Source organism: Nonomuraea sp. NPDC052116, from assembly GCF_040680035.1.
GTDB classification, from domain to species: Bacteria; Actinomycetota; Actinomycetes; order Streptosporangiales; family Streptosporangiaceae; genus Nonomuraea; species Nonomuraea angiospora_A.
The window spans coordinates 1-8,288 of sequence record NZ_JBFAWA010000085.1 but is presented as its reverse complement, the minus strand read 5'-3'; the positions used below and the strand labels follow the sequence as shown (position 1 = coordinate 8,288).

The window sequence follows — 8,288 nt, the reverse complement described above, 5'->3', positions numbered from 1 at the left end:
GCCGGAGCACTCTCAGGCGCGTCCGGCTGCGGCCGCGACTCCACGGCCTGCTCCACGATCACGTGCGCGTTCGTCCCGCTCACGCCGAACGACGACACACCCGCCCGCCGCGGCCGGCCGTCCGGCTGCGGCCACTCCCGCGCCTGCTCCAGCAGCCGGACCTGGCCCTGCTCCCAGTCGACATGACTGGACGGGGCGGACACGTACAGGGTCTCGGGCAGGAGGCCCTCGCGGGCGGCCATGACCATCTTGATCACACCGGCCACGCCCGCGGCGGCCTGCGTGTGCCCGATGTTCGACTTCACCGACCCGAGCCACAGCGGCGCCGCCGCGTCGCGGTCCCGCCCGTAGGTGGCCAGCAGCGCCTGGGCCTCGATGGGGTCGCCGAGCGTGGTCCCCGTGCCATGCGCCTCGACCACGTCCACGTCGGCGGCCGTCACTCCGGCGTTGGTCAGCGCCTGACGGATCACCCGCTCCTGCGAAGGACCGTTGGGCGCGGTCAGACCGTTGCTGGCCCCGTCCTGGTTGACCGCCGTGCCCCGGATGACCGCCAGGACCTGGTGGCCGTTGGCCCGCGCGTCGGACAGGCGCTCCAGCAGCAGCATGCCGACACCCTCGGAGAACACGGTGCCGTCGGCGTCGTCGGAGAAGGCCTTGCACCTGCCGTCGCGGGCCAGCCCCTGCTGCCGGCTGAAGTCCACCATCAGCTCGGGGGTCGGCATCACGGTCACGCCGCCCGCGAGCGCGAGCGTGCTCTCGCCGCTGCGCAGCGACTGGCAGGCCAGGTGGATGGCGACGAGCGAGGAGGAGCAGGCGGTGTCCACCGTGACCGCGGGGCCCTCCAGGCCCATGCTGTAGGCCACCCGGCCGGAGATGACGGAGCTGGTGTTGCCGGTCTGCACGTACCCCTCGACGCCCTCGGGGAACGGCCCGAGCCCCGAGACGTACCCGGTCTGCGTACCGCCGACGAAGACGCCGGTGGGGGTGCCGCGCAGCGTGCCGGGGTCGATCGCGGCCCGCTCCAGCGCCTCCCAGGCGACCTCCAGCACGTGCCGCTGCTGCGGATCCATCACCAGGGCCTCGCGCGGGCTGATCCCGAAGAAGCCGGCGTCGAAGTCGCCCGCCCCTTCGAGGAAGCCGCCGTCCCGCGCGTACGTCGTACCGCCGGCCGTGTGGTCCTCGTCGTAGAGCGTCTCGAGGTCCCAGCCCCGGTCGTCGGGGAAGGAGGAGATCCCCGAGCGGGCCTCCACCAGCATGTTCCACAGGTCCTCCGGCGAGTTCACCCCGCCGGGGTAGCGGCAGCTCATCGCCACGATCGCGATCGGCTCACGATCCTTCGCCTCGACCTCGCGCAGCCGGCGGCGGGCGCGCTGAAGGTCGGCGGTAGCACGCTTGAGGTAGTCCCTGAACTTGTCGTCAGTGGCCATGGGATTCTCAACCAGCCTTGAGGTAGTGAGGCGGAACGGGACGGACGTGGGCCGGCGCGGTCTAGCCGGCTGTCCTCCGGTGGCGGAGCACGTGCTCTTCCAGGTCCTTGACCAGGTCGTGCGGGGTCGGGGTCTCCCGTATCTCCTGACTGGTCTTCTGTGCGCGCTCGGTGAAGGTGGAATCGTTCAGGATCCGCTGCAGTTCGGTGCGGAGGGTGTCGGCCGAGAACCGGTCCGGCGGAAGGTGCACGCCCACGCCGTGCGCTTCGATGGCGTCCGCGACCTGGTCCTCGTCGTGCAGCGCGTGCGGGATGATGAGCTGCGGGACGCCGTTGAGCAGCGCCGTCAGGGTGCTGCCGGTCCCCGCGTGGTGGACGATCGCCGAGCAGCTCTTGAGCAGCGGGTCCAGCGGCACGAACCCGGGGATCCGTACGTTGTCGGGGACCGTGGCCCCGGCGGGGACGGAAGCGGGGCCCAGCAGGGCGACGACCTCGATGTCCAGGTCGGCGACGGCCTCGAACAGGTCGGGGTACCCCAGCTTCGCGCGGCCGGCCCACACCTCCTGGTAGGAGTTGCCCAGGGTGACGCAGACCCGCGGCCGCTCCGGTTCCGTCCGCAGCCAGTCGGGGATGGTCCCGGGGCCGTTGTACGCCACGTAGCGCACGGGCAGGTAGTCGTACTCCGCCGGCAGGCGCAGCCAGGAGGGGATCGAGTCGATGGTCGTCTGGCCGAGGACGAGGTCGTCGTCGTACTCGCAGCCGTACTTGTCCAGCTTGGCCGTCAGCCAGTCGCGTACCGGGTCCTCGCCGGCGGCCTCCGGGCGCTCGGCCCGCAGGCGCAGGAACAGCTCGCGTAAGCGGCCCCAGTGGTCGCGGCCGATGGTCGTGCGGGCGTGCGCGGCGCCGCAGGCGGCCGCCGCCACCGGTCCCGTGTACGTCATGCTGTCCCAGATGACCAGGTCAGGGCGCCACGAGCGGCAGAAGGCGACCATGCCGTCGAAGACGGACTCGTCGGTGTTCACGTCCAGCGCCATCGGGGAGGCGAAGGCGGCGAGGCAGTCGCGCACGTACTCGTAGGTGAGGACCTCGGGCCGGATCTCCGTGATGGAGTACCCGGACCCGTAGATGGTCTCCTCGGGGGCCATCGCCGCGACGCGCTCGGCATATCGCGCCTCGTCGCCGACGGCGACGCCCATCAGTCCCGTCTGCCGCACCAGGGGCATGATGTCGGGTTGTGCCGCGATAACGACGTCGTGGCCCGCGGACTTGAGCGCCCAGCCGAGCGGCACCACGAGGTTGAGATGAGCGCTGGCCGCGAGTTGGGTGACAACGACGCGCATTCCGCATCCTTCCGGCAGGTACAAGGTCGGCCGGGCGGCGGCGCGCAATGCGCCCTTCCGCTCACAGGTGGGTGTCGTGAGCAGGTCCGCCAGAGCCCCATCGACTCTCACGAGACAGTAATCAGCCACGTGAGAGGCACCGACCCCTAGATCACCCCTCAGGCCCCCCTGCGGACTTCGGCCGTACTGGGGTGTTCGCCGAGCCGTCGCAGGGTGAGTGCGAGGGTCAGGCGGGCGCGGCCCTCGGCCGGCTGCACCGGGAAGCCGAGCTCGCTCTCGGCGCGGGCCAGCCGGGCGGCGACGGAGCTGCGGTGGATGTAGAGCCGGGAGGCGGTCTGGCGGATGGAGTCGCTGGCCGCGAAGACGTCCAGCGTCGCCAGGACGGAGTCCCCGTTGGGCGCTTCCGCCAAGCGGTCCAGTGCGGCGACGTCCGGGCATCCGCCGATGGCCTCGTCCGGCAGGTGCTCGGCGAGCAGGGCGAAGCCGCCCAGCCGGTCCCAGTGCACGACCCTGCCCCACAGCTCCCCCGGGCCGGCGAAGCGCAGTGCCGTACGCGCCATGTGCCAGGCCCGCGCGGCGCTCGCGGACGGAACGCGCGGGCTCACCCCGACCGCCGAACTCGTGCTCGCGAGAGCGTCGGGCCAGGGCGGGCCGGAGACGATGACCCCGTACACCTGCCCGAGCCGGGCCACCCTGCCCCCGAGCCCGGAGGCGTCACCGGCGACGGCGAACACCTGCACCGAACGATCCGGCCGCAGCCCGAGGAGCTTCAGCGCCCGGGAACGTCCGGCCTCGTCGGCGGCCGAGCCGAGGACGAGTTCGACGAGCGCCGGATCGCCGAACGCCGGGGCGGGCTCCCCCCTGCCCAGGACGGCCGCGCAGGCGATGGCGAACCGTTCGACGAGCATGGCGTCGATCGGGTACGCGTCGCCGCGCCGCTCGATCCACACCTCGCCGCCGTTCACGAGCTCGTGCCTCCTGGCACCCGGGTCGGCGGGCCCGTCGAGCGCGCCGCCGCCGGCGCTCACCCGCCGATACACCCCCAGACCGGGAACGCTCACCCCTACGGGGCATTCCGCGAGCCGCGAAGCCTCCAGCAGCAGCCGCTCCAGATCGGTCCCGTTCTGCAGGAGCACGTCGAAGAAGCTGATCACCCTGAGCTCGTCACCCACGCGGGCGTCGAGTTCGGAAAGGCGCAACAGCAGGTGCTTCATCAGGTTGACCTCGGCTCTGATTTTGCGTTCACTCGGGCTCGGAAAAAGCGACGCCGCGGCCGGCGGTCGCCATTCGGGGTGAATGTTCGCAACGGAACGGTATACGGACGCCGGGGCTTCGCGGCGGGTCCGGGGAACGGAATCCCGCCCTATAGGGGATACGCACGGGTCGGATAGGGGTCCGCCCTCGATCGGCCTTCACCTAGCGTCGGCAGGGCCGCTCACCTGCGCATTGTGCGGCATTTCGATGAATGGCCCAGGGCGTGGGGCGCCGTCTCCGCGCCGAACGTGATGAGGTGGTTGACTTGGCCCGAGCCCCCAGCGCCAGGGGAACCCTGCCGTTCGGCGACCACGTGACCTGGTACCGGGTGACCGGCACCCCGGGAAAGGGGAAACCGGCGGTCGTGGCCCTGCACGGAGGGCCCGGCGGCACCCATGACTATTTGCTCCCCATGGCGGAGCTCGCCGACGCCGGCTGGCCGGTCGTCCATTACGACCAGCTCGGGAACGGCGGTTCCACGCACCTGGACGACGCGGACCCGGGATTCTGGACGCCGGAGTTGTTCGACGACGAGCTGGGCAATCTGCTGAACCGCCTGGGAATCGCCGGCGACTACGTTCTCTTCGGCCATTCCTGGGGCGGTCTGCTGGCCGCCAAACACGCCTCCGAACGGCCGTCCGGGCTGCGCGGCCTGGTCATCGCGAACTCGCCGGCCTCGTACCCGGAATGGCGTAAAGAGCTGAAGATCCTGCGCGACCTGCTGCCGAGCGGGGTGAACGAGACGCTGCTCGCCCACGAGGCGGCCGGGACGACGGACACCCGCGAATACTTCGACGCGATGATGGTCTTCTACAACCGGCACGTGATCCGCACACGGCCGTGGCCACGCGAATTCAAGGCCACGTTCATGGACACGCTGAGCAATCCGACCGTCTATCAGGCCATGAACGGGCCGTGCGAATTCCACGTGATCGGCAGCCTGAAGGACTGGGACGTCCTGGACCTCCTGCCCGGCATCGACGTGCCCACGCTGGTGATCTCGGGCCGGCACGACGAGGTCACCCAGGAGTCGGTCCGGCCTTTCCTCGAGCTCATCCCCGGGGCCCGCGGAAAGGTCTTCGAGGATTCCAGCCATTCGCCGCATCTGGAGGAGCCGGAGCTCTTCCGGCGGGTCATGCTCGAATTCCTCGCCGGCCTGGCCTGACTTGGGCCGCCGCTCTTCATGCCCTTGCCCAAGGAGAGAAATCTTGAACGACGCCACCGATATCGTGAAGAGCGACGTCGAGCTCGCCGCTCGCTACGGATCGCCGCTTTACGTCTACGACCTCGAACGTGCCGTCGCCGCTCATGACGACCTCCGCACTTCCCTGCCCGAGGGGACGGTCGTCTATTTCTCGTTCAAGGCCAACCCCCATCCGGAGATCGCCGAGGCGTTGCGGGAGAGCGGCGGTTCCGCGTGCAAGGCCGAGATCAGCTCCACGGGCGAGCTCGCCGCGGCGCTGCTGGCGGGCTTCGACCCGCTCGACATCCTCTACACCGGCCCCGGCAAGACGACCGAGGAGGTGGAGGCCGCTCTGGAGGCCGGCGTCCGCCGTTTCTCCGTCGAGTCGGTCAACGACCTGCGCCGGATCGGGCAGGCCGCCTGGGAACAGGACACGGTCGCCGACTGCCTCCTGCGGGTGAACAGCACCGCCTCGGGGGCCACCACCAGCATCCGCATGACGGGGGCTCCCTCCCAGTTCGGCTTCGACAGCGAGACGCTCCCCGAGCTCATGCCGGAGCTTCGATCGGTGCCCGGCACCCGTCTGTCGGGGATGCACCTGTTCTCGCTGAGCAACGCGAAGGACGAGGAATCCCTGATCGCCGAGTTCAAGCACACGATCACCGCGGCGGCCGAGGTGCGCGACTCGACGGGCCTGGAGCCGGAGCTGCTGGACATCGGCGGCGGCTTCGCCTCCCCCTACCTCTCCCCCGGCGAACGCCCCGTCTACGGCGGACTCCGCGCGGCGCTGGAGGAGGTCCTCGACTCGCACTTCCCTGGCTGGCGCGACGGCAGCCCCCAGGTCGCCTGCGAATCCGGGCGCTACCTCGTCGGCGACTGCGGCCGGCTCGTGTGCACCGTCACCAACGTCAAGGAGAGCCGCGGCGGCAGGTTCATCATCCTGGACGCCGGGATCAACACGCTGGGCGGCATGTCCGGGCTCGGGCGGCTGCTGCCGGTCTCCGTCCAGTTCGAGTCCGCCGAGCCCGTGGCGCCGGCCAGCCTCGTCGGCCCGCTCTGCACCCCGGGCGACATCCTCGGCCGCAACGTCGCCGTACCCGATCTCCGCCCCGGGGACGTGGTGACCATCCCGAACGCGGGGGCCTACGGCATGACGGCCAGCCTGCTCATGTTCCTGGGCCGCCCGGCGCCCAGCGAGGTCGTCATGCGCGGCGACCAGGTCGTCTCCTCGTCCCACGTGCTTTTCGTCCGCATGTACGAGTAGAACCACCTGCCTGCCCTGCAGGTATCCATCGTCGGCTGTCCCGGCTCAACCGCCGCGGACAGGATCACTGCGGTTCATATGGAGAGTCAAACAGATGAGCCAGTCCGGAAACAGCGAATTCGAAGCCAGCGGCACCCCGACGACGAGGGCCGGACGAGCGACGGCCTTCACCCTTCGGCTGGCTGACCTCTCCATGGCGGAACGCCGGGCGTCCCTGATCGAACTGGTGAGCCGGACGACGCTCGACGTGATGAGCGCCGTACTGCCCGGGCTGCTGGAGACGGTCTCCGCCGAGCAGACCTTCAAGGACATGGGGCTCGACTCCCTCGCGGCGGTCGAACTGCACGACCGGCTCGCCGCCGAGCTCGGCGCCGAGCTCCCGATCGGCATCGCCTTCGACTACCCGACGCCGGCCGTTCTCGCCGACTACCTGCTCACCGAGGCGCTCGGGCTCGGGGAACGGCGAACCGCCGAGATCACGGCCGCCGTCGGCTCCGACGAGCCCATCGCGATCGTCGGCATGGCCTGCCGCTACCCCGGCGGCGTGGCGACGCCCGAGGAGCTGTGGGAGCTGATCACCGAGGGCCGGGAGACGGTGACCGGGTTCCCGACCGACCGGGGATGGGACCTCGACCGGCTCTTCGACGACGACCCCGACGCCGGCAACACCACCTATGCGCGGGTGGGCCACTTCCTGCACGACGCCGCGGAGTTCGACGCGGCGTTCTTCGGGATCAGCCCGCGTGAGGCCGTGGCGATGGACCCGCAGCAGCGGCTGATCCTGGAGACCTGCTGGGAGGCCATTGAACGGGCCGGCATCAACCCCCAGACCCTGCACCAGAGCCAGACCGGCGTCTTCATCGGTGCCGAACCTCAGGACTACGGCCCCCGGCTGCACCAGGCGCCCCCTGACGTCGAGGGCTACCTCGTCACCGGCGCCGCGCCGAGTGTCGTCGCCGGCCGGGTCGCGTACACGCTGGGCCTGGAGGGGCCCGCCGTCACCGTGGACACCGCCTGCTCGGCGTCGCTCGTCGCCATCCACCTGGCCTGCCAGTCGCTGCGCACCGGGGAGAGCCCGCTGGTGCTCGCGGGCGGGGTGACCGTGATGTCCGCGCCGGGGACGTACACCGCCTTCAGCCGCCAGCGCGTCATCGCCGCCGACGGCCGCTGCAAGGCCTTCAGCTCCGACGCCGACGGCACCGGCTTCTCCGAGGGTGTCGGCGTGCTGGTGCTGGAGCGGTTGTCGGATGCGATGGCTGCCGGTCATCGGGTGTTGGGGGTGATCCGGGGGTCGGCGGTCAATCAGGACGGGGCCAGTAATGGTTTGACTGCTCCGAACGGTCCTTCGCAGGAGCGGGTGATCCGTCAGGCGCTGGCCAATGCGCGGTTGTCGGGTGCGGAGGTGGACGCGGTCGAGGCGCATGGTACGGGGACCGCACTCGGCGACCCCATCGAGGCGCATGCGTTGCTGGCCACGTACGGGCGGGATCGTGACCCGGCGCAGCCGTTGTGGCTGGGCTCGTTGAAGTCGAACATCGGGCACACGCAGGCGGCCGCTGGGGTGGCCGGTGTGATCAAGATGGTGCTGGCGATGCGGCACGGGTTGTTGCCGCAGACGCTGCATGTGTCTGCTCCCACGACCCATGTCGACTGGGAGCAGGGGCAGGTTCGGCTGCTGGATCAGGCGCGGGAGTGGCCGCAGCCGGACGGCCGGCCGCGGCGGGCGGGTGTGTCGTCGTTCGGTGTGAGCGGGACGAACGCGCATGTGGTCGTGGAACAGGCTCCCGAGCCGCAGCTGGACACCCCCGGGGACGCTCCTGT

At 70.6% G+C, this 8,288-nt stretch carries 6 protein-coding genes; 3 read left to right on the top strand and 3 right to left on the bottom strand.

The genetic code is table 11. The annotated features are described in order from the left end of the window. The 3 genes from AB0L65_RS62605 to AB0L65_RS62595 form a co-directional block, all read right to left on the bottom strand. On the bottom strand, positions 1-1,427 hold a 1,427-nt coding region (locus tag AB0L65_RS62605; protein ID WP_364267461.1), incomplete at its 3' end, for a beta-ketoacyl synthase N-terminal-like domain-containing protein. Positions 1,428-1,488: 61 nt separating this feature from the next. Beyond that, positions 1,489-2,766 carry an activator-dependent family glycosyltransferase gene (locus tag AB0L65_RS62600; protein ID WP_364267458.1) on the bottom strand — a complete coding sequence of 426 codons (1,278 nt, stop codon included), beginning with the start codon at positions 2,764-2,766 and terminating at the stop codon, positions 1,489-1,491. Between the two features lie 158 nt (positions 2,767-2,924). Then, positions 2,925-3,980 carry a helix-turn-helix domain-containing protein gene (locus AB0L65_RS62595; protein WP_364267455.1) on the bottom strand — a complete coding sequence of 352 codons (1,056 nt, stop codon included), beginning with the start codon at positions 3,978-3,980 and terminating at the stop codon, positions 2,925-2,927. A 305-nt stretch (positions 3,981-4,285) separates the two neighbouring features. Between AB0L65_RS62595 and AB0L65_RS62590 the strand changes: the two genes are divergently transcribed. The 3 genes from AB0L65_RS62590 to AB0L65_RS62580 all read left to right on the top strand — a co-directional run. Further along, on the top strand, positions 4,286-5,185 hold the full coding sequence (locus tag AB0L65_RS62590) for a proline iminopeptidase-family hydrolase (RefSeq protein WP_364267452.1): 900 nt from the start codon (positions 4,286-4,288) through the stop codon (positions 5,183-5,185). A gap of 43 nt (positions 5,186-5,228) precedes the next feature. After that, a complete protein-coding gene (locus AB0L65_RS62585; protein ID WP_364267449.1) occupies positions 5,229-6,467 on the top strand; it encodes a type III PLP-dependent enzyme in 1,239 nt (412 codons plus the stop codon). Between the two features lie 94 nt (positions 6,468-6,561). Further along, the coding region (locus tag AB0L65_RS62580; protein WP_364267446.1) for a type I polyketide synthase at positions 6,562-8,288 on the top strand (1,727 nt) is incomplete at its 3' end.

Excerpts from the sequence above, each read along its gene's own strand:
- AB0L65_RS62600 (WP_364267458.1), bottom strand. The coding sequence starts at position 2,766 with ATGCGCGTCGTTGTCACCCAACTCGCGGCCAGCGCTCATCTCAACCTC.
- AB0L65_RS62595 (WP_364267455.1), bottom strand. The coding sequence starts at position 3,980 with ATGAAGCACCTGCTGTTGCGCCTTTCCGAACTCGACGCCCGCGTGGGT.